24 protein-coding genes are annotated in these 19357 nt (G+C 58.8%); 15 read left to right on the forward strand and 9 right to left on the reverse strand.

Features of this window, described 5'->3' with window-relative positions:
* Positions 1-19: 19 nt before the first annotated feature.
* Positions 20-643 carry a TetR/AcrR family transcriptional regulator gene (locus tag JWS10_RS06935; RefSeq protein WP_299505748.1) on the reverse strand — a complete coding sequence of 208 codons (624 nt, stop codon included), beginning with the start codon at positions 641-643 and terminating at the stop codon, positions 20-22.
* Between the two features lie 347 nt (positions 644-990).
* On the opposite strand from JWS10_RS06935, the gene mbfA reads away from it, so the two are divergent.
* The 8 genes from mbfA to JWS10_RS06975 all read left to right on the forward strand — a co-directional run bounded on the left by mbfA (position 991) and on the right by JWS10_RS06975 (position 7396).
* Complete coding sequence (gene mbfA, locus JWS10_RS06940; protein ID WP_299482370.1) at positions 991-1968, forward strand: iron exporter MbfA; 978 nt, start codon at positions 991-993, stop codon at positions 1966-1968.
* Between the two features lie 168 nt (positions 1969-2136).
* Entirely contained in the window at positions 2137-3063 is a 927-nt protein-coding gene (locus JWS10_RS06945) for an AEC family transporter (RefSeq protein WP_299505750.1), read from the forward strand.
* Between the two features lie 30 nt (positions 3064-3093).
* Positions 3094-3924: an S-formylglutathione hydrolase gene (fghA, locus tag JWS10_RS06950; RefSeq protein WP_299505752.1), complete on the forward strand. Its 831-nt coding sequence runs from the start codon at positions 3094-3096 to the stop codon at positions 3922-3924.
* Positions 3917-4381, forward strand: coding sequence for a CAP domain-containing protein (locus tag JWS10_RS06955; RefSeq protein WP_299505755.1), 465 nt, complete (start codon positions 3917-3919; stop codon positions 4379-4381). Before fghA ends, JWS10_RS06955 begins: the two co-directional genes overlap by 8 nt.
* A complete protein-coding gene (locus tag JWS10_RS06960) occupies positions 4378-4842 on the forward strand; it encodes a YaiI/YqxD family protein (protein WP_299505758.1) in 465 nt (154 codons plus the stop codon). Before JWS10_RS06955 ends, JWS10_RS06960 begins: the two co-directional genes overlap by 4 nt.
* A gap of 49 nt (positions 4843-4891) precedes the next feature.
* On the forward strand, positions 4892-5884 hold the full coding sequence (locus JWS10_RS06965) for a DMT family transporter (RefSeq protein WP_299505761.1): 993 nt from the start codon (positions 4892-4894) through the stop codon (positions 5882-5884).
* On the forward strand, positions 5859-6482 hold the full coding sequence (locus JWS10_RS06970; protein ID WP_299505845.1) for an HAD family phosphatase: 624 nt from the start codon (positions 5859-5861) through the stop codon (positions 6480-6482). Before JWS10_RS06965 ends, JWS10_RS06970 begins: the two co-directional genes overlap by 26 nt.
* Complete coding sequence (locus JWS10_RS06975) at positions 6479-7396, forward strand: ornithine cyclodeaminase (RefSeq protein ID WP_299505764.1); 918 nt, start codon at positions 6479-6481, stop codon at positions 7394-7396. The genes JWS10_RS06970 and JWS10_RS06975 overlap by 4 nt, the downstream gene beginning before the upstream one ends.
* A gap of 127 nt (positions 7397-7523) precedes the next feature.
* Here JWS10_RS06975 and JWS10_RS06980 read toward each other — a convergent pair whose 3' ends face one another.
* Both JWS10_RS06980 and JWS10_RS06985 read right to left on the reverse strand, forming a co-directional pair.
* Positions 7524-7706 (reverse strand): hypothetical protein, encoded by a 183-nt coding sequence (locus tag JWS10_RS06980; RefSeq protein ID WP_299482350.1) that lies wholly within the window; start codon positions 7704-7706, stop codon positions 7524-7526.
* A 224-nt stretch (positions 7707-7930) separates the two neighbouring features.
* Positions 7931-10234: a DNA topoisomerase IV subunit A gene (locus JWS10_RS06985; RefSeq protein WP_299505767.1), complete on the reverse strand. Its 2304-nt coding sequence runs from the start codon at positions 10232-10234 to the stop codon at positions 7931-7933.
* Between the two features lie 157 nt (positions 10235-10391).
* On the opposite strand from JWS10_RS06985, the gene JWS10_RS06990 reads away from it, so the two are divergent.
* The 6 genes from JWS10_RS06990 to JWS10_RS07015 all read left to right on the forward strand — a co-directional run bounded on the left by JWS10_RS06990 (position 10392) and on the right by JWS10_RS07015 (position 14432).
* Positions 10392-10850 (forward strand): SH3 domain-containing protein, encoded by a 459-nt coding sequence (locus JWS10_RS06990; protein ID WP_299505770.1) that lies wholly within the window; start codon positions 10392-10394, stop codon positions 10848-10850.
* 106 nt (positions 10851-10956) lie between these two features.
* Positions 10957-11781 (forward strand): SDR family NAD(P)-dependent oxidoreductase, encoded by an 825-nt coding sequence (locus tag JWS10_RS06995; RefSeq protein ID WP_299476051.1) that lies wholly within the window; start codon positions 10957-10959, stop codon positions 11779-11781.
* 64 nt (positions 11782-11845) lie between these two features.
* Entirely contained in the window at positions 11846-12055 is a 210-nt protein-coding gene (locus tag JWS10_RS07000; protein ID WP_299476054.1) for a twin transmembrane helix small protein, read from the forward strand.
* On the forward strand, positions 12055-12627 hold the full coding sequence (locus JWS10_RS07005) for a cob(I)yrinic acid a,c-diamide adenosyltransferase (protein ID WP_299505773.1): 573 nt from the start codon (positions 12055-12057) through the stop codon (positions 12625-12627). Before JWS10_RS07000 ends, JWS10_RS07005 begins: the two co-directional genes overlap by 1 nt.
* Before the next feature lie 117 nt (positions 12628-12744).
* Complete coding sequence (locus JWS10_RS07010) at positions 12745-13506, forward strand: electron transfer flavoprotein subunit beta/FixA family protein (RefSeq protein ID WP_299476059.1); 762 nt, start codon at positions 12745-12747, stop codon at positions 13504-13506.
* A complete protein-coding gene (locus JWS10_RS07015; protein WP_299505777.1) occupies positions 13506-14432 on the forward strand; it encodes an FAD-binding protein in 927 nt (308 codons plus the stop codon). The genes JWS10_RS07010 and JWS10_RS07015 overlap by 1 nt, the downstream gene beginning before the upstream one ends.
* Before the next feature lie 43 nt (positions 14433-14475).
* On the opposite strand, the gene JWS10_RS07020 is transcribed toward JWS10_RS07015, so the two are convergent.
* Positions 14476-15303, reverse strand: coding sequence for a DUF6473 family protein (locus tag JWS10_RS07020; RefSeq protein WP_299505779.1), 828 nt, complete (start codon positions 15301-15303; stop codon positions 14476-14478).
* A gap of 162 nt (positions 15304-15465) precedes the next feature.
* On the opposite strand from JWS10_RS07020, the gene JWS10_RS07025 reads away from it, so the two are divergent.
* Positions 15466-16341, forward strand: coding sequence for a 3-hydroxybutyryl-CoA dehydrogenase (locus JWS10_RS07025; protein ID WP_299476102.1), 876 nt, complete (start codon positions 15466-15468; stop codon positions 16339-16341).
* A gap of 103 nt (positions 16342-16444) precedes the next feature.
* On the opposite strand, the gene JWS10_RS07030 is transcribed toward JWS10_RS07025, so the two are convergent.
* From JWS10_RS07030 to JWS10_RS07050, 5 genes are all read right to left on the reverse strand, one after another.
* Entirely contained in the window at positions 16445-17257 is an 813-nt protein-coding gene (locus tag JWS10_RS07030) for a lysophospholipid acyltransferase family protein (RefSeq protein ID WP_299476105.1), read from the reverse strand.
* Positions 17258-17349: 92 nt separating this feature from the next.
* Positions 17350-17619, reverse strand: coding sequence for an HPr family phosphocarrier protein (locus JWS10_RS07035; protein WP_299476067.1), 270 nt, complete (start codon positions 17617-17619; stop codon positions 17350-17352).
* A gap of 3 nt (positions 17620-17622) precedes the next feature.
* On the reverse strand, positions 17623-18018 hold the full coding sequence (locus JWS10_RS07040) for a PTS fructose transporter subunit IIA (RefSeq protein ID WP_299505782.1): 396 nt from the start codon (positions 18016-18018) through the stop codon (positions 17623-17625).
* Positions 18019-18025: 7 nt separating this feature from the next.
* Positions 18026-18922 carry an RNase adapter RapZ gene (gene rapZ / locus JWS10_RS07045; RefSeq protein WP_299505784.1) on the reverse strand — a complete coding sequence of 299 codons (897 nt, stop codon included), beginning with the start codon at positions 18920-18922 and terminating at the stop codon, positions 18026-18028.
* Positions 18923-18950: 28 nt separating this feature from the next.
* Entirely contained in the window at positions 18951-19355 is a 405-nt protein-coding gene (locus JWS10_RS07050; protein ID WP_299505787.1) for an HPr kinase/phosphorylase, read from the reverse strand.
* Positions 19356-19357: the final 2 nt, after the last annotated feature.

Consider the following 19357-nt stretch of genomic DNA (forward strand, 5'->3'; position numbering starts at 1 on the left):
CCCGCTCGGCTTACGCCGCCTAAACCTTCACTCCATAACGTGCCATGAACATCGCGACCGCACCTTCGATGACGCGTGTGGTGTCCTGCGGCGTGCAGCAGGGGGCTGGGGCGAAGATCAGACGATCCTGAATATCGACTTTGCACAACTGAGCAAACTGCGCGGCGGCAAACGGGATGTCGTCGATGGCGACCTCGCCGCGTTCGACGGCGCAACGCAGGGCTTCGGCGATGCGGCCTTGCACCAATTTTGGGCCGGAATGGTAGAACTCTTGCGCGATTGCGGGAAAATTCTCAGATTCTGAGACGGCGACGCGGTAAATGCGCTGGCCAAATTCGGACAGCATGAACGCGGTGATCCGTTCTGCAGCGAGCCGAAGCACGTCGGCAATCGGCGCGTTCGGGTCTATGTGGGATTCGGCATCGGCGGCTTGCCTGCGGCATTCGGCGCTGGCGCATTCTAGGAAAAGCAGGCGTTTGTCGGGAAAGTAGGCGTAAAGTGTGGCTTTTGAGACCCCAGCCTCGCGCGCGATGTCGTCCACAGAGGCGCGCTCAAACCCGTCGCGCATGAATACATTGCGCGCGCCTTCCAGCACCTGATCGAACTTGCGACCCTTAACTATAAGCTGCGGCTTGGCACCCATTTTTGTCCCCCTGTTGGCAGTCTACAGCGGCAGCGGGGGCGCGGGCAAGCGGTTGGTCACTTGCCGGGATGCGCAGGGTCTTGCGCTGTGGCGGTTGGCGGGAATCTCAAATCGAGCAGGATTACATTAACAGAAATTGCCGAGCTTGTGTAGCGGCGGCAAGGCTAAGCATCAGTGTAACGGACAGGCGTTTAATGTCGGGGATGTTCTGAACTGAGCGGTTCAAATTTATGGACAGATTCGAACATTATGGCAATAAAATCTGAACGGCTTGGTACACTATGTGATTTCTGCTTGGCCTTCGCTGGAAATGCCCCATATTAGAATCATTCCAGAATGAGGCTGATATGGGCATTGGTATTTCTCACCGCAGGCGGTTCGCGGAGTTGACGGAGCAGGAGGTATTGGCGCTGGCGATTTCATCCGAGGAGGATGACGCGCGGATTTATCGGACGTTTGCGCATGGTTTGCGCGGTGCGTATCCGGGCTCGGCGGCGATGTTTGATGAGATGGCGGCTGAAGAGGACGGCCACCGGCAGATGCTGATTGATCTGCATGTGGCGCGGTTTGGCTCGATGATTCCGCTAATCCGGCGCGAGCATGTGGCGGGATTTTTCGCGCGGCGTCCGGTTTGGCTGACCGAGAATCTCGGGCTGGAGCGAATTCGTGACGAGGCGCGCGCGATGGAGCATGATGCGGCAGAGTTTTATCTGCGGGCGGCGGCGCGGACGGGGGATGCGGCCACTCGGAAACTGCTGGGGGATTTGGCGGCGGCGGAGGCCACGCATGAGCGGCACGCTGAGGGGTTGGAGGCTGATCTGGTCGGCCCGGACGTGCGGACGGGAGAGGATAAAGTCGCCAAGCGGCAGTTTATCCTGACTTGGGTGCAGCCCGGGCTTGCTGGGTTGATGGATGGCTCGGTTTCCACGTTGGCGCCGATATTTGCGACGGCTTTTGCGACGCAGAATACTTGGACGACGTTTCTGGTGGGGCTGGCTGCGAGTTTGGGGGCGGGGATCTCGATGGGGTTCACCGAGGCGGCGCATGATGATGGGGTGCTGTCGGGGCGGGGCTCGCCGTTCAAACGGGGCTTGGCGAGTGGGGTGATGACGGCTTTGGGGGGCTTGGGTCATGCGTTGCCGTATCTGATCCCGGATTTCTGGACCGCGACTTCGATTGCGATGGTGGTGGTGTTTGTGGAATTGTGGGCGATTGCCTGGATTCAGAACCGCTATATGGAGACGCCGTTTTTGAGGGCGGCTTTGCAGGTGGTGCTGGGTGGGGCTTTGGTGTTTGCGACGGGGGTGTTGATCGGCAGTGGTTGAGGGCGTGTCCACGTGTGGCGGATTGGGTGGCTTAGCAATATCAATGACTTAGTTGGGGGTCATTCATAGATTGTTAAGGTTTGCGCAGGCGGCCTGCGCTGCATTGCGATGCGAAAACCTTGCGCTCGTGGCCTTGTGTCTGGCGGGGCGGCGTGAAACTCTGAGCTTATGCTGGCGATTTTCCTGAAAACCCTGCCGTTCTTTGCGGTGATTGGCCTTGGCTATGGCGCGGGGCGGGTGCGGTTTTTCACCGCTGAGGCAACGGCTTATCTGACGAAGTTCGTGTTTTACTTCGCGTTGTCCGCGATGCTGTTCGGCTTTGCGGCCAATTTGGATTTGGCTGAGATTTTCTCTTGGGCGTTTGTCTGCGCTTACCTGCTCGCCTCAACTTTGGTCTGGTGTTTGGTGGTGGGCGTGGCGCTGCTGCGCGGGGCCAAGCCAGAAGTCGCGGCATTTGAGGCGCATACCGGCATCATCGGTAACGTTGGATTTTTGGGGATTCCGATGCTGACGCTGCTGCTGGGACCAGCGGCTGTGGGGCCGGTTTTGCTGGTGCTGGCGGTCGATTTGGTGGTGTTTTCCTCTGTGCTGACGCTGTTGGTGGTGGGCTTTCGCGAGGGGCGGATGTCTTGGGGCATCTTTCGCGTGCTGGGCGTGGGCTTGCTGAAAAACCTGATGATCGTCTCGGTGGTGTTGGGGATGGCTTGGGGTGCGACGGGCTGGGCGCTGCCTGCGCCTGCGAATGAGTTTATGGTGATGCTGGGGGCTGCGGCGACGCCTTGCGCGCTGTTTGCGATTGGTGCGAGCCTTGCGGGCCGCAGTGCAGAACGGCTTGAGGTGGCAGCTTGGCTAAGTTTTGCCAAACTTGTGTTGCATCCTGCGGCGGTGGCAGTGGCCGCGCTGGTTATTTTCCCGGTGGAGCGCTATGCGGCTGGCGTGATGGTGGCGGCGGCATCTTTGCCTGTGGCGGGGAATGTCTTTATTCTGGCGCAGCATTTCGGGGTGGCCCCGCAACGTGTGTCGACCGCCATTCTGATCTCGACCGCGTTTTCGGTGTTAACCGTGACGGCGGTGATTGCATTTGTGGCGCGTTAAAATCTGAGTCTGAACCGAACGAGGGGCATAATGAAAACCATATCTGAAAACCGGGCTTTTGGCGGCGTGCAAGGGGTTTACAGCCATGCCTCGGCGGTGACTGGCGGCGAAATGACCTTTGGGTTGTTCCTGCCGGCTGAGGCCGAAGAAGGTTTGGTGCCGGTGCTTTGGTATTTGTCGGGGCTGACCTGCACGCATGAGAACGCGATGGTAAAGTCGGGTGCGCAGCGTTGGGCGGCTGAGGTTGGAATTGCGCTGGTTTTTCCAGATACCAGCCCGCGTGGCGACGATGTGCCGAACGATGCCGCCTATGACATGGGGCAGGGCGCGGGATTTTATGTCAACGCGACGCAAAGCCCGTGGGATAAGAATTTCCGCATGTGGGATTATGTGACGGAAGAACTGCCGCGCGAGCTTTTTCAGGCGTTTCCCTTGGCCGAAGCGGCGCAGTCTATTACCGGACATTCGATGGGCGGACATGGTGCTTTAACCATTGCGATGAGCTTTCCGGGGCGATTCCGCAGCGTTTCGGCGTTTGCTCCGATCTGCTCGCCTACAACCTCTGATTGGGGCCGCAAGCAATTACTCGCCTATCTTGGGCCAGATGAGGCGACTTGGGCCGCGTATGATGCAACACTGTTGATGAAGAAACGGGGTTTTGACGGACCGATTCTGATCGACCAAGGCACGTCGGATCAGTTTCTGGATTTGTTGAAACCGGAAGCTTTGGCAGGCGCTATGGCCGAGCGTCGGCAGGGCGGCAGTTTTCGGATGCAGAAGGGCTATGACCACAGCTATTTCTTTGTGAGCACTTTCATGGAGGAGCACGTGGCATTTCATGCAGGAGCACTGAATGCTTAAACTGGCAGCTATTTTGGCGATATTGGCGCAGCCCGTCTGGGCTGGTGATACGGAAAATCAGGTGTTGTTGGCGGTGAATAAAGCCCGCGCCGGGGCGGGTTGCGCGGCGCTTTCGACGAGCTCCAAGTTGCAGGCAGCGGCGCGCGGTCATGCTAAGTCTATGGCGCAAAACAACTTTTTTGGCCATTCCAGCAAGAATGGCGGCAAGTTCTCTAACCGGGTCAAGGCGCAAGGTTATCGTTACAGCAAAGTGGCCGAGAATATCGGTGCGGGGCAAAGCTCGTCGGCGGGGATTATGCGGGACTGGATGGTCAGTTCGGGACACCGTAAGAATATTCTGGATTGTGGCTTGACCGAAACCGGGATTGCGGTGGTGTATCAAGCGGATGATGCGCCACTGAAAGGTCAGAAGTACGCCATGAAATATTATTGGGTTCAGGTTTTCGCACGCCCATGAATGCTGAGATTTCGGGGCGGATCTTTATTGATGCAGATGCTTGCCCGGTGAAGGCGGAAGCCGAGCGGGTGGCGACGCGGCACGGCATGCGGATGATTCTGGTGTCGAATGGCGGCATAAGACCAAGCGCGAACCCGCTGGTGGAAAGCGTGTTTGTGGCGGCTGGGCCAGATGAGGCGGATAAGTGGATCGCCGAGGCTTGCGGTGTGGGCGATGTGGTGGTGACGGGGGATATTCCGTTGGCTGCGAAATGCGTCGCGGCGGGGGCGAAGGTCGTCAAGCACAATGGCGAGGAATTGAACGGTGCCAATATCGGCAACGTCCTGGCAACGCGCGATTTGATGCAGGATTTGCGCTCGGCTGATCCGTTTCGGCAAGGCGGCGGGCGGCCATTTTCCAAAGCGGATCGCAGTCGGTTTTTGGAAGTTTTAGAGCGGGTTGTGCGGCAATCGAAGCTTTGATGTCGCCTCTGCGATAGACATCGGCTGCACCGTGCGGTCAGGTGGCCGCATGTCGGACCAATCCAAAAACACGACGACGAAGCTTGCCGCGACGAAGTTTCCTAAGGGGATTTTCTTTGCGCTCGGTGGCGGCGTCGTGCTGTCGATTAATGATCTCGCAATCAAGGCATTGTCGGGAACGTATGCGCTGCATCAGGTGATCTTGATCCGGGCATTTGTTGGCATGACGATCGTTTTGGCGGTGATTTGGTTTTCGGGCAGCGGCTTTCGGCAACTGCTGACGAAGCGACCGCTCGATCATTTGTTCCGGGTTTGCATCGTGATGGTGTCGAACGTGACGTATTTCGTTGGGCTGTCGCTGATGCCTTTGGCGGATGCGGTGGCGACGGCCTTTGTGGCGCCGCTGTTCGTGACGCTGATGTCGGCGCTTATTCTGCGTGAGCATGTCGGGCCAAGGCGCTGGGCGGCGGTGGGTGTGGGGATGCTCGGGGTGGTGATTATGACGCGTCCGGGGGCGGGGATTATCCAACCGGCGGCGATTTTGGTGCTGATCTCGGCATTCTGCTATGCCTCCAGCCATATGATGACGCGGCGGATGCGGGGGACCGAAAGCGCCATGACGTTGAATTTCTTCGTGCAATGCGGGTTTATCGTGGTGAGCACGACGTTTGGGCTGGTCGCGGGCGATGGCGGCTTTGCGCAGGCTCCGGGCGGCACGTGGGAGTTTTTGTTCCGGCCATGGCATAGCCCTCCGGTCGGTGATTGGTGGGCGTTTCTGGCGACGGGCGTGGCTGTGGGGGTAGGCGGGTTGCTGATGTCACAGGCTTACCGGACGACCGAAGCCGCGCTGGTGGCTCCGTTTGAATATATCGGGATGCCGATGGCGATTTTCTGGGGCGTGGTGGTGTTTGGCACTTTCCCCGATCATACCGCGTGGGCAGGGATTGCGCTGATCTGCGGCGCGGGGCTTTATACTTTGTGGCGCGAGACGGTGCGCAAGCAAAAGGATCTGGATGTTGCAGCCCCTAGCGGTGATATTTGACATCGGCAATGTGCTGACGCGCTGGCAGCCGGAAGCGTTTTACGACCGGGTGATTGGTGAGGATCGACGCCGGGCTTTGTTCGCCGCTGTTGATCTGCACGGAATGAATGACCGGGTCGATGAGGGCGCGTTGTTCCGCGAGACGATCTATGACTGGGCGGAGCGACACCCCGAATGGCATCTTGAAGTGCGGATGTGGTATGATCGGTGGATCGAACTCGCCTCGCCGCGGATTGAGGGCAGTATTGCCTTGCAGCGGGCGCTGAGGGCCAAGGGCATCCCGGTGTTCGCGCTGACCAATTTCGGGCGCTACTCGTTTGAAGAAGCCGCGCCGAAGATGGATTTTCTGCAAGATTTTGACAAGCTGTATGTCTCTGGCGTGATGGGGGTGATCAAACCTGATTCGCGGATTTATCAGATGGTTGAGGAAGATTGCGGCATAGCGCCGGACAGGTTGTTGTTCACCGATGACAAGGCAGAGAACATCACAGCTGCGGCGCGGCGCGGGTGGCGGACGCATCAGTTTGAAAGCTGGCAGGGCTGGGCGGCGCGGCTGGTCGCGGAAGGTTTGTTAAGTATGCAAGAGGCAGGTCTATGAGCGTTGAAATTGTTGGGCCAGAGGCCGAGGCGCTGCTGTCATGGTCAGGGCTATGCGCGGCGATTGAGGCTGGACACCGACTGCCGCGCGCCGAGATTGACGATCTTTTCCTGTATCGTGGCGCAGATACCCTGTTGGACCGGGCGGCGTGGATTGATGGCCTCGGCGCGCTCGTGAAGGTTGCGACGCTCTGCGCTGGCAACCGTGAGTTGGGCCTGCCGACAGTTAACGGCGTGGTGACTTTGTTTGACGACCAGACTGGCGTGCTACAGGCGCTGGTGGACTTCCATTTGGTCACCAAGTGGAAAACTGCGGGCGACAGCTTGCTTGCTGCCAGCAAACTCGCGCGCAAAGACAGCCGCAACATTCTTTTGGTCGGGGCGGGAGTGGTCGCGAAGTCGATGGTTGAGGCTTACGCATCGCTATTCCCCGATGCACGGTTCAGCATATGGAACCGCACGGCTGCCGGGGCGCAGGCGATGGCTGCGGCTGATCCGCGCCTGACGGCGGTCAGCGATCTTGCGGCTGCGGTGCGCGCGGCGGATGTGATTTGCACCGCGACGATGAGCACTACGCCGCTGATTAGGGGCGAGTGGCTGCAGCCGGGCCAGCACCTAGACCTGATCGGCGCTTATACTCCAGCGATGCGCGAGGCGGACGATGAGGTGATGCGGCGCGGTTCGGTGTTTGTCGATGCACGTGCGACCACCCTGCACCATATTGGCGAGCTGATCGATCCGATTGCTAATGGAGTGATTTCCGAAGCGGAGATCAGGGCGGATTTTTATGATATCGCCAAGGGGTTATACCGTCGCACTTCGGACGATGAAATCACTGTGGCGAAAAACGGCGGCGGCGCCCATCTGGATTTGATGACGGCGGCGTATATCTTGGCAGCTTGGCAAAATCGTTGATTTGAGCGGGTAGAGACGCGACACCGTTTCGCGAAATGCTGAGTTATCAGCTCGTTAGGCAGATCACAGCGGTCTGAAAGAATCGGTCGCTGCCTAGGGGTACGGACAGCGACCGACACCTCCGGCTTTATTTGGAGCCGCCGGAGGTTTTACCGCCGCGGGAATCGGCGGATTTGCTTTTGCTTTCTTTCGAGGATGAGCCGCCACGCGCGCCCCCGGCGGATTTACCTTCAGATTTGGCAGTGAAGCGACCGTCTTGGTCACGTGGCTGCCCGTTGTCTGAACCCGAGGTCGCCTTGGTGTTAGCCATGTTCTATTCCTCCAAAAATGAATTTCCTGTGGCGCGTTGCAAGTGGCACTATGCCCACACCCGGTTGAAACTCTGATTTGGAGTTATGGTTCCGCTTAAAAGCTGTCCGAACGCGCGCAGAAATCAACGTGGGCCGCCGAAGATGCGGAGAAGGTTGCAGCGCGAACGTTGCGAGATACCGAAAACCCGCTGATTGCGCAGCCAAGTATTGCGCCGATTGTCGCTTAATTGAAGCGATTGTCGCGCGGGAAGCCCCGAGGTGCCATCCGCCCCGCCGTCGCGCGCGCGCCGATCCATTCGGCAAGCTCGGTTTCTGTCCGGGTCCGCCCCGCCGGGTCTTTCCAGACCAAACCAGCCGCGAGCACGAAAGTGGTGGCATCCGACAGCCCGCCGTCTTTGTATTTTTGCAGCCGCACACCCTTGCCCTTGGCCATCTCGGGCAACTCTGCCAATGGGAACACCAGAACCTTGCGGTTATCACCGACCACGGCAACATGATCGCCCGCCACTTTGCGGCAGATCGCAGTCTTCGCGCCGGCGCTTAGAGAGAGCACCTGCTTGCCGGCGCGGGTCTGCGCCAAAACCTCGTCCGTGGTGACCACAAAGCCATCGCCAGCGGAGGAGGCGACCAGCAGCTTTTCACCGGGCCTGAAGATTTGCAGATCAACGATTTCGGAATCATTGGGCAGATCGACCATCAAGCGCACAGGTTCGCCCATGCCACGGCCACCGGGCAGGTTGACACCGATCAGCGTGTAAAAACGACCGTTCGCGCCGATCAGCAGGATTTTATCGGTGGTCTCGGCATGGAAAGCAAAGCGGGCGGTGTCGCCGTCTTTGAATTTCTGCTCGGTGGAGAGATCGACATGGCCCTTCAGCGCCCTGATCCAGCCCATTTGGCTGCAAACCACGGTGATCGGCTCGCGTTCAATCATCGCCTCAAAGCTGACTTCTTCAACATCGCCTGCCTCAGCGAAGGCGGTGCGGCGTTTGCCGATCACAGTGGCTTTGCCGAATTTGCGGCGAATGTCGTCAAGTTCAACGCCAATCTGCACCCACTGCAGAGCATCGCTTTCCAAGAGGTCAACCAGCGCGGCGCGTTCGGCCATCAAAGCGTCACGCTCGGCCAGCAGTTCCATTTCCTCTAGCCGCCGCAAAGAGCGCAGGCGCATGTTTAGGATGGCCTCGGTCTGCACCTCGGTCAGTTCGCCATCGCCGGGCTTTGGCGGCACGTAATCCTTCTCGGACATCGCGCGTTTGTGCGGCTTGCCCCAGCTTTCGGCCATCAAAGCGGCCTTCGGATCATCATCGTAGCGGATGATGTCGATGACGCGATCGAGGTTCAGGAAGGTGATAATGAAGCCTTCGAGCACCTCTAGGCGGTGGTCAATTTTTTCCATCCGGTGCGTGCTGCGGCGCTTCAGCACGTCACGGCGGTGATCGAGGAAGGCGCGCAGGACTTCTTTCAGGCTACAGACCTTCGGCTGCCGCCCGTCGATCAGCACGTTCATGTTCAGGCTAAACCGCGCTTCAAGGTCCGAAGTTTTGAACAACGCCGCCATCAGCATATCGGCTTCAACCGTGCGCGAGCGGGGTTCCAGCACGATGCGGATATCGTCAGCGGATTCGTCGCGGACATCGGCGAGCAGGGGGATGCGCTTGGTCTGGATCAGTTCGGCCAGCTTTTCGATCAGCTTGGATTTCTGCACCTGATAAGGGATTTCGGTGATGATAATCTGCCAAGTGCCGCGGCCCAAATCCTCAACATGCCACTTCGCGCGGGTGCGAAAGCTGCCACGCCCGGTGCGGTAGGCTTCGAGCATCGTCGCGCGCGGCTCGATCATAGTGCCGCCGGTGGGGAAATCGGGACCGGGGATGATATCGACAAGGGCATCATCGCTGATCGCGGGATCAGCCATCATCGCGTGGCAACCGAGGATCAGTTCTTCAAGGTTATGCGGCGGGATGTTGGTCGCCATGCCAACCGCGATACCCGACGAGCCATTCGCCAGCAGATTGGGGAAGGCGGCGGGCATCACCACGGGCTCTTCGAGCGTGCCGTCATAGTTCGGGCGGAAATCGACGGCGTTCTCGGTCAGCCCCTCCATCAGGGTTTCGGCGATCGCGGTCAGGCGGGCTTCGGTGTAACGGCTGGCTGCTGGGTTATCGCCGTCGATGTTGCCGAAGTTGCCCTGGCCATCGACCAACGGGTAGCGGACGTTGAAATCTTGCGCGAGCCGCGCCATCGCGTCGTAAATCGCGCTATCGCCATGCGGGTGATAATTGCCCATCACGTCGCCGCTGATCTTCGCTGATTTGCGGAAAGCACTGGTCGCCGATAGCCTAAGTTCCCGCATTGCATAGAGAATCCGGCGGTGCACTGGCTTGAGGCCATCACGCGCATCCGGCAAGGCGCGGTGCATGATCGTGGACAAAGCATAGGTCAGATAGCGTTCACCAATCGCGCGGGCCAAAGGCTCGGCAAGGGTAATCGGCTCTATCTTGGGATCATCTTCGGCGTCGGACATGGATGTGGTGTAGAGCGGGGCCGTGGCCTGGTCCAGCGGGAAAACGAAAGGTGAGAACGCAGATTACATCGTTTACGGGGAAAAATCGCTACTTTTTCCACTCGAATGTGGCTAACCTTATGCTATGGCTGCTGCCATTCAGCGGAGTGCCTGTGCGATGTTTAAGCTTACGTTTTTTCTATGCGCGGGACTGTTCGCGGTGATGTATTTGGGCGGAGCCGATCGCGGTCAGCAACGCTTTGGTTTGATTGCCAAGACGCCCGTTGCGGGACCCGGAGAGACTTTGGCGAAAGTGGTCGAAGTCGTGCCCGCGCCTGCTATTTTGTCGGTGACCGAGGCGAATTTCGTGCCGGATGTGCCGCTGATCGCCGCGCCGCCGGTTGAATCCATCGCTGACGCCTCATCGCCAAAGCCAGCTTTGATGATGGTCGTGACCGCGAAAACCGCCAATGTGCGGTCCGGTCCGGGTAAGGATTTTGAGGTGGTGGAGCGTTTGGTGCGCGGCGAATCTGTGCTGGTGGTCAGTCAAGGCGAAGGCGCGGATGACTGGTCGCTGATCCGAATCGAGGGCGACGGGGTTGAGGGATATGTTGCCTCGCGTCTGTTGCGGCAGTGATTTGAGACCAATGCCAGACCTATCGCTTCTGCCAATCGGGAACTGAATGATTGTCGAACGCTGCTGCTGCGCCTAATGAGGGGCAAAACCCACAAAGGGCGCAGGCATGGAACGCACGATTTTGATCACAGGATGCTCGTCGGGCATCGGGCTTGACGCAGCCAGAGGCTTACGCGCGCGCGGTTGGCGGGTGTTTGCGACCTGTCGGCAAGAACCCGACTGCGAGCGTTTGCGGGCCGAGGGCTTGGAAAGTTTCGTGCTGGATTACGCCGATGAGGCGAGCGTCGAGGCGGCGGTCGCCGAGGTTGTGACGCGCACCGGCGGCAAGCTGGATGCTCTGTATAATAACGGTGCTTTTGCCTGCCCGGGCGCTGTGGAAGATCTGCCGCGCGGGGCGTTGCGGGCGATTTTTGAGACCAACCTGTTTGGCTGCCACGACCTGACGCGCCGGGTGATTCCCTTGATGCGGGCGCAGGGTGGCGGTCGGATTATCAACTGTTCCTCGGTGCTTGGTCTGGTGGCGTTGAAATGGCGCGGTGCTTATGTGGCGACGAAATTCGCGATGGAAGGGCTGACGGACGTGCTGCGGATTGAGATGGCCGACACTGGCATCAAGGTGATCTTGATCGAGCCGGGTCCGATTGGCACCTCGATCCGCGAAAAGGCGATTCCGCATTTTGAGCGTTGGATTGATTGGCAGAACTCGGCACGGTCAGCGGAATACGCGGCACTGCGCGGGCGCTTATATGAGGCGGGGCCGAAGGATCGCTGGCAGTTGCCGGCTTCGGCGGTGACCGAAAAGCTTATCCACGCGCTCGAATCTGCGCGACCGAAGGCGCGTTACTATGTCACGATGCCGACGCATCTGATGGGCTTTGCACGGCGCATTCTGCCCACTAGGTTGCTGGATTGGATGATTGCAAAGGGCTGATGGGTTTTCCAGTTCGCTTTTGCGCCGCCAACGCCTAAATCAAGGCAAGCGAAAGGAGCCCACCATGCTCAGCGACCCAATTTTCACCATCGGCATTCTCGCATGTTTTCTCGTGCTTATCATCCTGATGATCGGCATCGGCAGCTTTGCCAAGGGTGGCGAATTTCATCGCAAAAACTCTAACCGGCTGATGCGATACCGGATCATCGCGCAAGCCGGGGCGGTTATCATCATCGTCGGTTACGCCTATTTGCGCAGCCGCGGAGGCAACTGATGGTCGTTCTGTCGAAGATTTACACCAAGACTGGCGACACCGGCGAAACTGCTTTGGGCAATGGTGTTCGAGTGGCGAAGCACTCGGCGCGGGTCAGCGCCTATGGCACGGTCGATGAGACCAACGCCACAGTTGGGCTGGCGCGGCAACACTCCAGTGGTGATATCGACGCGGCGTTGCAACGGATATCCAACGACTTGTTCGATCTCGGAGCCGATCTTTGCACGCCTGATATGGAGAAGGATGCGACTGCGGCCTACCCGCCGTTGCGGATGATTGCGGCGCAGGTTGATCGGCTTGAGGCTGAAATTGACGCGATGAATGCCCGTTTGACGCCTTTGCGCAGCTTCATCCTGCCGGGTGGCTCGGCTTTGGCCGCGCAAATGCATCTGTGCCGGACGGTTTGCAGGCGGGCGGAGCGGTTGGTGGTGGAACTCTCAACCATGGAAGCGGTGAACCCCGAGGCTGTGAAATACCTCAATCGCCTGTCAGACTGGTTTTTTGTTGCCGGGCGCATCGCCAACAACGACGGCAAAGACGACGTGCTGTGGGTGCCCGGCCTTACCCGCTAGACGCGACGCGGTGCCGCGTATTTCTGTCGGTTTTGGTCTGTTATGGGCGGGCTCAACACGATATGACACCTGCGAGAGCTTGGGCGGCCTTCGGGCCAATGAACGGAGATATACGCGATGAAGGTTCTTGTGCCTGTCAAACGTGTGATCGACTACAACGTGAAAGTGCGCGTGAAAGCGGACGGTTCCGGGGTTGATCTGGCCAATGTAAAAATGTCGATGAATCCGTTTGACGAGATCGCAGTCGAAGAAGCGATACGGCTGAAGGAAAAAGGCGTCGTGACCGAAGTTGTTGTGGTGTCGATTGGCGTGAAACAAAGCCAAGAAACCCTGCGCACTGCTTTGGCGATGGGCGCCGATCGCGCGATCCTGATCGAAGCGACCGACAACGTGCATACCGATATCGAGCCGCTTTCAGTCGCTAAATTGCTGGCAGCCGTGGTGCGCGAAGAAGCGCCCGGTTTGGTGCTGTGTGGCAAACAAGCCATTGACAACGATATGAATGCCACTGGGCAAATGCTGTCGGCTTTGCTCGGCTGGAGCCAAGCGACGTTCATTTCGGAACTGGCGATTGATGGCGACAAGGCGGTTGTCACCCGCGAAGTAGATGGCGGTTTGCAAACGATTTCGGTGCAAATGCCGACGATCGTTTCGGTCGATTTGCGCCTGAACGAGCCACGCTACGCAAGCCTGCCGAACATTATGAAAGCCAAGGCCAAGCCGCTGGCGATCAAAACTCCAGCGGATTTCGGCGTTGATGTCACTCCGCGTTTGAATATCGTCAAAACCGTTGAACCTGCGGGCCGCAAAGCTGGCGTCAAAGTGGGCTCGGTTGACGAGCTGATCGCAAAACTTAAAGACGAAGCGGGGGTGATCTGATGGCCGTTCTGCTGATTGCGGATGTAAACGAAGGCGCTTTGGCGACCGATGCAGTGGCGAAAACCTTAGCCGCCGTTGCTGGTTTGGGTGAAGTGCATGTGTTGGTGGCTGGTAGCGGTGGCGAGGCGGCGGCGGCCGAGGCTGCGACGTTGTCCGGCGTATCCAAAGTGTTGTTCGCCGATGATCATGCGTATTGTCACGGTATGGCGGAGTCTACCGCCGCGTTGGTGGTGTCTTTGGCAGGTGATTACAGCCACATCTGTGGTGCAGCTACCGCGTCTAACAAGAACGTGCTGCCACGGGTCGCCGCTTTGCTTGACGTCATGGTGATGTCGGATGTGACCGCTGTGATCGACGCCGATACGTTTGAGCGTCCGATCTACGCTGGTAACGCTGTGCAAACCGTCAAATCGGCGGATGCGAAGAAGGTGCTTACCGTTCGCACCGCGACTTTCACGGCTGTCGAGGCGACCGGCTCTGCTGCGATTGAGAAAATCGCCGGGCCGGGTGAAGCGGGTCTGTCGGCTTGGGTTGAGGATAAAACCGCAACTTCGGATCGGCCAGAACTGACGAGCGCGGGTATCGTGGTGTCGGGTGGCCGTGGGGTTGGCAGCAAAGAAAACTTCGATCTGATCGAACAGTTGGCCGATAAGCTGGGCGCTGCCGTTGGTGCTTCGCGTGCGGCAGTGGATTCGGGCTACGCGCCGAATGACTGGCAAGTGGGGCAGACTGGTAAGGTCGTGGCACCGCAGTTGTATGTGGCCGTCGGGATTTCTGGCGCAATTCAGCACCTTGCCGGTATGAAGGACAGCAAAGTTATCGTCGCCATCAATAAAGATGAAGAAGCGCCGATCTTCCAAGTAGCGGATTACGGGCTGGTGGGTGATTTGTTCACCATCTTGCCGGACCTGATCCAAAAGCTGTAAGTCGGTCTGCTATTAGATAAAAGGGCGCCGCGTGGCGCCCTTTTTACATCAACTGATGGATGACTGGTATCAGTAGATCGGCGACCTCTTGATGTGCAGCAGGCCCCGGCAGACCCGCTGCAGCAGGAGCCTCCATCGGCGCGAAGGCCATACCGTCAACACCTTGCGAGTTGGCCGCAGGACTGAACACAGCTTCAACATAAGCAGCGCTTGGCGGCTGGACGGCGTGGATCATCTCTCGGTCGATCAGCAGAGGATTGCGCGTAAGATCCGCCTTGCGGGCGGGCGGGGGCGGCGGCTGGTCCGACACCCACAGAAGTATCGTGCGCGGGCCAAGCCGGGACAGCAGTAGTTTCATCCGAGCGACCCAAGCCGCGCGAAGTTCTTCGGCGATGACTTCAAACTTGTCGGCTGAGGCTTGTTGCAGCGACATCAGAACGTGGCGCGTGAAGTTGAACTCGGTGAAATCGACGCGCGGAAAGATCGCCCGCAGCAGCGGCGTCGCGCCCAGAAACCGATCATTGCGGCGCGGATGCACGGCGTAATAACGGTTCGACAGGTTTTGCGCACCGAGGATCTGCACCACGGTCACAGTGGCTTTGGCGGCAATCTCTGTTACGGCGACTTCGTTCAGAAATACGTCTGGCCCTGCGTTCATGCAGCCGAGATTGGCCACCGGAAGCCCCAGCTCCCGTTCAATGAGGTCCGGGAATGGCAGGGGCACGAATTTGCCGTAGGTTTCCGTGCCGCCAAGGACCGCCACATAGGCCCGCTCAATATCTCGCTTTGGCCCGCGGAACAGCACCCGCGAACTGCCATATCGGCACGGAAAATAGTCCAGCGACCCCTCGCCGGGAAAAATATACGCCATAGCCCACCCAATCGTCTTCATACCCAAGATCGACTTTGCCCGAATCGCCTTACCGAATTGCTAATGCGTGCATTTATGGCGAATTGTTCGGACCCGCCGCAGGGTTGCACCTGCCTGCGTTGGCTGCGTATTGTGCCGCACAGCAGCATGGGGACGTTTGGGATGGAAATCAGGTCGGTTGGCATCGTTGGGGCGGGGCAGATGGGCAACGGGATTGCGCATGTGTTCGCGCAGGCCGGGTTCGAGGTGTTGCTGAACGATGTGAACCCCGAGATGCTGGGCAAGGCTATCGCCACTATCGACAAGAATATGGAGCGGCAGGTTTCGCGGGGCAAACTGGCTGCTGAAGACAAGGCTGCGGCGATGGGGCGGATCAGGACGACGCAGGTTTTGGCTGATCTGGGGCCGTTGGATCTGGTGATTGAGGCGGCTACGGAGAAGGAAGCCATCAAGAACGCGATCTTTGACGGGCTGTTGCCGCATTTGGGGCCGGATACTATTTTGACGTCCAATACCTCGTCGATCTCGATCACGCGGCTGGCGAGCCGGACGGATCGGCCGGAGAAGTTCATGGGGTTCCACTTTATGAACCCGGTGCCGGTGATGCAGCTGGTGGAGCTGATCCGGGGCATTGCGACCGACAAGGCGACCTATGATACGTTGCTGGCTGTGGTGGGCAAATTGGGGAAAACGGCGGCGAGCGCCGAGGATTTCCCGGCGTTCATTGTGAACCGGATTTTGATGCCGATGATCAATGAGGCGGTTTATACTTTGTATGAGGGGGTCGGCTCGGTGAAGTCGATTGATGAGTCGCTGAAATTGGGGGCCAATCATCCGATGGGGCCGCTGGAATTGGCGGATTTTATCGGCCTCGATACCTGCCTGGCGATTATGAATGTGCTGCATGAGGGGCTTGGCGATACGAAATATCGGCCGTGCCCGCTGCTGGCAAAATATGTTGAGGCGGGCTGGTTGGGCCGTAAGACTCAGCGTGGCTTTTATGATTATCGCGGCGAGGTGCCGGTTCCGACCCGGTAGGATGTCCATGCGTGGACAGATTTGCGCTTCAGTAAAATCAATGGGTTAAGAGGGGGTGGTTTGCGAAGTTTTAACGCTTCCGTCGATTTCCCCCATTCAAACCCTATGGTTTATTGCCCAGATCCAGCGTGTGTTGGCGCAGCCAAGCGAGGAAGCCGCGTGGGTTGCCTTCCCATTTATCAAGCTCGGTCGCAGAGATCGGCGCGCCGATATAGGGCCGTTGGGGCTTAAACAAGGCCCGCTTGATTTCATACAGCAGCAAGCCTTGCCGCAACGTGTCCGACAGCTTGTTGGCAATCAGGAAGGTGCGCGAGTTTTGGCCGGTAAAGTGGATCGGCAGAATCGTGGCACCCGAGCGTTGGATCATCTTATGAGTAAACACGTTCCATTCGGCCTCTATCGCCGGGCCAAAGAAGCCTTCCGACATCGCGACCTTACCCGCCGGAAAAACGATGATCACGCCGCCCGCTTTTAGATGCGCCATCGTCTCATTGCGCATTTCCAGCCCCAACTGCCGGGCGTTATCTTCATGCGGGAACGGCACCGGAATCATGAACTCCGCCACTTCGGGAATCCCGGTGAGCAGACTGCGGGTTAAAATCTTGAAATCCGAGCGCACACGGTTAACCAAGTCGGCCATAATCATGCCATCGACCAGACCATGCGGGTGGTTTGCCACCACGACCAACGGCCCGGTCGGAGGGATCAGTGCGATTTCTTCGGGCGGAGTATCAATGCGAATGCCCATTTGTTTCATGGCCTTCGGCCAGAACGGCGAGCCAAACGGCGCACCTGAGCGTTCAAAATCGCGGATCAGCCGCAGCAAAGTGATCTTCGCCGTCAACCACTCGATCGCGCGAATCGTGCCTGCCTTGACCGGATTGCTGAAAGTGCCGGCATAGGACAGCCGCCGCATGTCATATTCGCGCTTGCCGCTGGGCGGGCCTGCGCTGACGCTCTCTGTCTGTGGCGTGTCTGTCACGAAGCCTAAGCCTTCCTCGTCGCGCCTCAGAATTCTTCTCCGAAGCGATTGGCCACCAAAGCCGCCAGAGCCTCGGCTAGTGCCGTGGCGTCTGGTCCGCCAGTAGAGACCTCAATAGAGGTTCCGCGTGAGGCTGCCAACATCAAAAGCCCCATGATACTGTCACCAGACACGGTCATGCCGTCTTTGGTGACTTGTGCCGTAGCGTCAAATTCCTCGACCACCTCGACGAATTTGGCCGACGCGCGCGCGTGCAGACCCTTTTCGTTTGTAATGTATAGCACCTGTGCGGGCATTGTTCAGGCTCCCCCGCCCAGATCCAGCGAATTGATGTATTTTCGTCCAGCTTCCAGTGCGGCTGCCACAGCCTCTGTCACCGGAAGATCGCGCGATTTTGCCAGCTTTATCAGCATCGGCAAGTTCGCGCCGTAGATAATGCGGCGTTCAGAAGCGGCGCAAGCCATCAGCGACAGATTGGACGGCGAGCCGCCAAACATATCGGTGACCATCACCACGCCCTGGCCCTGATCAACCGCATCAGCGGCATCACAGATCTCGCGCTGTTTGGCACCGCGGTCATGGTCATCCTCAATCGCAATCGCCCGCATGGAGGTCTGCGGACCAACCACGTGTTCGACGGCGGAAAGATATTCCCGCGCCAAGCCGCCATGTGCCACGATCACGATACCGATCACGCGCGTCTTACCTCGACCCTTCAGCAGGCAACGTCACCGCCCTGCGTTCCAATTCACGATGCCGTTTTGACACCGGCCAGCCTGCTTCCGCAAGCACCTTGCCGAGTTTTTCTGCAACTGCAACAGAGCGGTGTTGCCCACCCGTGCATCCAAAGCCGATCGACAGATGCGCCTTACCCTCTGCTAGATGGGCCGGGAGTAGCATCAGAACAAGCCCCTGCAACCTTTGGAAGAAATCAACAAACCGCGCGTCGGCTTCGATATAAGCGCCAACGCTCGCGTCGCGGCCGTCTAGGCCACGCAGGTCGGCTTGCCAATAGGGATTCGCCAGAAAGCGACAATCAAACACCATGTCGAGGCCACGCGGCAGCCCGCGCTTGTAACTGAACGACTGAACTGAGACCGACATATGCCCGGTCGCACCGCGGTCAAACCATTGACCGATCTCAGCTTTCAGATCGTGCGGCGACATTTCAGTGGTATCAATCATGTGATCGGCGCGGGCGCGGATCGGGGCCAGCAGATCAATCTCGCGCGCGATGCCTTCGGTGGGGGATTCCATCGGGGCAAGCGGGTGTCGGCGGCGCGTTTCAGAATAGCGGCGGATCAACGCGCTTGCCGCGCAATCAAGGTAGATCAGGTCTAGCCCGACGCGCGGATCGCGGGTCAGGGTATCAACCAGTTCGATCAGGGCGGTGGTATTGAAATCGCGGTTGCGCACATCAAGGCCAAGCGCGATGGGGCGGCCAAGCGTGGGGCCGTCAATCAGGCGCGGCACAAGACTGAGGGGGAGGTTGTCGATGACCTCAAATCCCAAATCCTCAAGCGCGTGGATTGCGGTGGAACGGCCAGCGCCCGAGGGGCCAGTGATCAGCACCAGTTGATGCTCTGCGCCAGGTTCCATATGGGGTTTCAACGGTTTCAAAAGCACCTCATGCCAGCCTTGATGCTTTGAGATAGCACAAGACTGAGGCTGGAAAATGGTTGCTTTTCAGGCCGAGAACAAGGGGAAGCGTCACGCCCAGCAAAGATGTGATGCGATGGGGCGGCAGGCGATCGGTTTCGGTCTGGTCAAGATCGACGACGAGGCTGATCGGGGCGCTGGCGCGCGGGTGGGAGTGCAGCAGGCCGACGCCTCGGGCTTCGATCATGCCGGAAAGCTGTGGCGGGCAGGTGGCGATAAGCTGCTGAGCTTGCGCGGTGATCTGGGTCTGGTCGTCAGCGACGAGCGCGGCTCCGTAAGCGATCAGTTGCAGAGCGAGCGCGGATTTGCCCGTGCCCGAAGCGCCGATGATCAGCACACCGCGCCCATCCACCGCCACGCAACTGGCGTGCACCA

The sequence above is a fragment of the Cypionkella sp. genome (genome assembly GCF_028290025.1).
In the GTDB taxonomy this organism is placed as follows: domain Bacteria; phylum Pseudomonadota; class Alphaproteobacteria; order Rhodobacterales; family Rhodobacteraceae; genus Cypionkella.

What these genes read in the sequence shown, in the direction of transcription:
- JWS10_RS07000 (WP_299476054.1), top strand. Translation starts at nt 11,846, where the DNA reads ATGCTCAGCGACCCAATTTTCACCATCGGCATTCTCGCATGTTTTCTC.
- JWS10_RS06960 (WP_299505758.1), top strand. Translation starts at nt 4,378, where the DNA reads ATGAATGCTGAGATTTCGGGGCGGATCTTTATTGATGCAGATGCTTGC.
- JWS10_RS06985 (WP_299505767.1), bottom strand. Translation starts at nt 10,234, where the DNA reads ATGTCCGACGCCGAAGATGATCCCAAGATAGAGCCGATTACCCTTGCC.
- JWS10_RS07005 (WP_299505773.1), top strand. Translation starts at nt 12,055, where the DNA reads ATGGTCGTTCTGTCGAAGATTTACACCAAGACTGGCGACACCGGCGAA.
- JWS10_RS07035 (WP_299476067.1), bottom strand. Translation starts at nt 17,619, where the DNA reads ATGCCCGCACAGGTGCTATACATTACAAACGAAAAGGGTCTGCACGCG.
- fghA (WP_299505752.1), top strand. Translation starts at nt 3,094, where the DNA reads ATGAAAACCATATCTGAAAACCGGGCTTTTGGCGGCGTGCAAGGGGTT.
- JWS10_RS06980 (WP_299482350.1), bottom strand. Translation starts at nt 7,706, where the DNA reads ATGGCTAACACCAAGGCGACCTCGGGTTCAGACAACGGGCAGCCACGT.
- JWS10_RS06995 (WP_299476051.1), top strand. Translation starts at nt 10,957, where the DNA reads ATGGAACGCACGATTTTGATCACAGGATGCTCGTCGGGCATCGGGCTT.
- JWS10_RS07030 (WP_299476105.1), bottom strand. Translation starts at nt 17,257, where the DNA reads ATGCGGCGGCTGTCCTATGCCGGCACTTTCAGCAATCCGGTCAAGGCA.
- JWS10_RS06935 (WP_299505748.1), bottom strand. Translation starts at nt 643, where the DNA reads ATGGGTGCCAAGCCGCAGCTTATAGTTAAGGGTCGCAAGTTCGATCAG.
- rapZ (WP_299505784.1), bottom strand. Translation starts at nt 18,922, where the DNA reads ATGGAACCTGGCGCAGAGCATCAACTGGTGCTGATCACTGGCCCCTCG.
- JWS10_RS07020 (WP_299505779.1), bottom strand. Translation starts at nt 15,303, where the DNA reads ATGGCGTATATTTTTCCCGGCGAGGGGTCGCTGGACTATTTTCCGTGC.
- JWS10_RS06975 (WP_299505764.1), top strand. Translation starts at nt 6,479, where the DNA reads ATGAGCGTTGAAATTGTTGGGCCAGAGGCCGAGGCGCTGCTGTCATGG.
- JWS10_RS06945 (WP_299505750.1), top strand. Translation starts at nt 2,137, where the DNA reads ATGCTGGCGATTTTCCTGAAAACCCTGCCGTTCTTTGCGGTGATTGGC.
- JWS10_RS07025 (WP_299476102.1), top strand. Translation starts at nt 15,466, where the DNA reads ATGGAAATCAGGTCGGTTGGCATCGTTGGGGCGGGGCAGATGGGCAAC.
- JWS10_RS07015 (WP_299505777.1), top strand. Translation starts at nt 13,506, where the DNA reads ATGGCCGTTCTGCTGATTGCGGATGTAAACGAAGGCGCTTTGGCGACC.
- JWS10_RS06965 (WP_299505761.1), top strand. Translation starts at nt 4,892, where the DNA reads ATGTCGGACCAATCCAAAAACACGACGACGAAGCTTGCCGCGACGAAG.
- JWS10_RS06990 (WP_299505770.1), top strand. Translation starts at nt 10,392, where the DNA reads ATGTTTAAGCTTACGTTTTTTCTATGCGCGGGACTGTTCGCGGTGATG.
- JWS10_RS06955 (WP_299505755.1), top strand. Translation starts at nt 3,917, where the DNA reads ATGCTTAAACTGGCAGCTATTTTGGCGATATTGGCGCAGCCCGTCTGG.
- JWS10_RS07010 (WP_299476059.1), top strand. Translation starts at nt 12,745, where the DNA reads ATGAAGGTTCTTGTGCCTGTCAAACGTGTGATCGACTACAACGTGAAA.
- mbfA (WP_299482370.1), top strand. Translation starts at nt 991, where the DNA reads ATGGGCATTGGTATTTCTCACCGCAGGCGGTTCGCGGAGTTGACGGAG.